We start from the raw sequence: 1,503 nt of genomic DNA, 5'->3' as shown, positions 1-1,503 counted from the left end.
CATCATGGCCACGCAGCGCATGCGCGACCAAGAGGCGGCGCAACGCAATCTAGCCTCGGCGGAGAAGGCCGGCTCGATGTGGGCTGTCGGTATCCCCGCCGTTGGGCATCCGTACCTCAAGACGAAGTGCGTCAAAGCCTATGGTCTTCGCATCGGCAAGTGGTCCAAGTGGGACCGCGAGACCGGCGAGGTTTCGACTCTCGAGAACGTGCTGTTGGTTCCGATGCGCGACGCGACGGGCAAGCTGTGGAGTCTGCAGGGGATCGACGCTGAAGGCTACAAGCTGTTCCTGGCTGGTGGGCGCGTGAAGGGCTGCTATCACTCGATCGGACGGCCGACGGCACGGCTCATCATCGCGGAGGGCTACGCGACCGGGGCCACTGTGCATGAGGCGACCAATGATGCAGTAGCGGTGGCGTTCAACTCCGGCAACCTTGAGCCGGTGGCGCGTGCTCTTCGTGCGAAGTATCCGGGCCTGCCGATCGTCATCGCGGCCGACGACGACTGGCAGACGTCGGGAAATCCTGGGCTCGCTGCGGCGCGCGCTGCAGCCGCAGCCGTCGGCGGTCTGGTGGCGGTTCCGGATTTCACCGGCCTGCCGAGGGGACCGAAGCACACCGACTTCAACGATGCAGCGTGCCTAGCTGGCGCTGTGAACCTCGAGGTATCGGCATGAACGCATACCTGACACCTGAAAACCTCGCCCTTGTGCGCAGCTCGATTGAAAGCGCGGCGCCTTCGCTTGAAGGCTGGCCCATCCCTGCAGCATTGCCCGATACGTTGCCGCCCGTGATGGCTTTCGATCCAGAACTTCTGCCGACGGAGATCCGAGCCTGGGTGATGGACATCGCCCACCGGATGCAATGCCCTCCAGACTTCCCCGCGGTGGGGGCGATCACGGCGATCTCCAGCCTGATCGGTGCGCGCGCCGTCGTTCAGCCGAAGGCTAAGGACGATTGGCAGGTGGTGCCGAATCTCTGGGGCCTGATCATCGGTAGCCCTGGCGTGATGAAGTCCCCGGCACTGAGCGAGTCGTTGAGACCGTTGCATCGGTTGGAAACTGCTGCTCGAGAAGCATGGGAAGTCGAGCGCGAAGCGTGGGAGCTCGACGCCAAGGTCGTGGAGATGGCGAACGACCTGAACGACAAGGAAGCCCGGAAGATCGCGGCGAAAGATCCGGAGAAGGCGCGCTCGCTTCTCAAACCTGCTGAGCTTCCGCCTTCGCCGCTGGAGCGGCGGTTCGTCGTCAACGACGCCACGGTGGAAAAGCTGGGCGAGTTGATGAGCGCGAATCCTTGGGGCTTCATGGCCTACCGCGACGAAATCCACGGCTTGCTCAAGGGAATGGACCGGGACGGGCAGGAAGGGGCGAGAGCTTTCTACCTTCAGGCCTACGACGGGAATCAGGGCTACACGTTCGACCGTATCGGACGCGGAACCGTCCGCATTCCCCGAGTCTGTCTTGCAATGCTCGGCGGCATCCAGCCTGGCCGGATCCAAAGC

Annotated in this window: 2 protein-coding genes; both read left to right on the top strand. The window is 63.6% G+C overall.

The features are described from left to right. Positions 1 to 676 (top strand): toprim domain-containing protein (locus tag AC1DY5_RS55260; protein ID WP_478122635.1); only part of this gene is annotated, 676 nt, incomplete at its 5' end. Then, on the top strand, positions 673 to 1,503 hold an 831-nt coding region (locus AC1DY5_RS55255; RefSeq protein WP_478122634.1), incomplete at its 3' end, for a DUF3987 domain-containing protein. The genes AC1DY5_RS55260 and AC1DY5_RS55255, both read left to right, overlap by 4 nt.

The organism is Variovorax sp. P4_D9, from assembly GCF_056401695.1.
The sequence above is the reverse complement of the archived record's forward strand: the minus strand, read 5'-3'. Positions and strand labels throughout refer to the sequence as shown.